Raw genomic sequence first — 319 nt, 5'->3', positions numbered from 1 at the left:
GCCAGCGGCAGGTCCGGCGCAAAGTACAGACGATAAAATGCCACCAGCAGATCGCGGGCCGCCAGCGGCAGGCCTCCCGAGATGGAAACCGGGCCAAACAGATAGCGGTACTGCGGATATTTCGCCAGATACGCGCCAATGCCCATCCACAGATAGTCGAGGCCGCGCTTGCCCCAGTAGGCTGGCTGAATAAAACTGCGCCCCAGTTCAATGCCCTGCATCAGCACCGGGCTCATCTGGTGGTCGTAATGGAACAGGCTGTGGCTGTAGATCCCTTCAAAGCCTTTACGTTCGAACTGTTCGGCAGTGGGAATAAAGC

1 protein-coding gene is annotated in these 319 nt (G+C 58.3%); it reads right to left on the bottom strand.

From position 1 onward, the window contains the following. Positions 1-319 (bottom strand): GNAT family N-acetyltransferase (locus WH277_RS28615; RefSeq protein ID WP_339504067.1); only part of this gene is annotated, 319 nt, incomplete at both ends.

The organism is Erwinia sp. MYb416 (assembly GCF_037479575.1).
GTDB classification, from domain to species: Bacteria; Pseudomonadota; Gammaproteobacteria; order Enterobacterales; family Enterobacteriaceae; genus Erwinia; species Erwinia rhapontici.
Note: the sequence above shows the minus strand (reverse complement) of the source record. Positions and strands in the feature narration are given on the sequence as shown.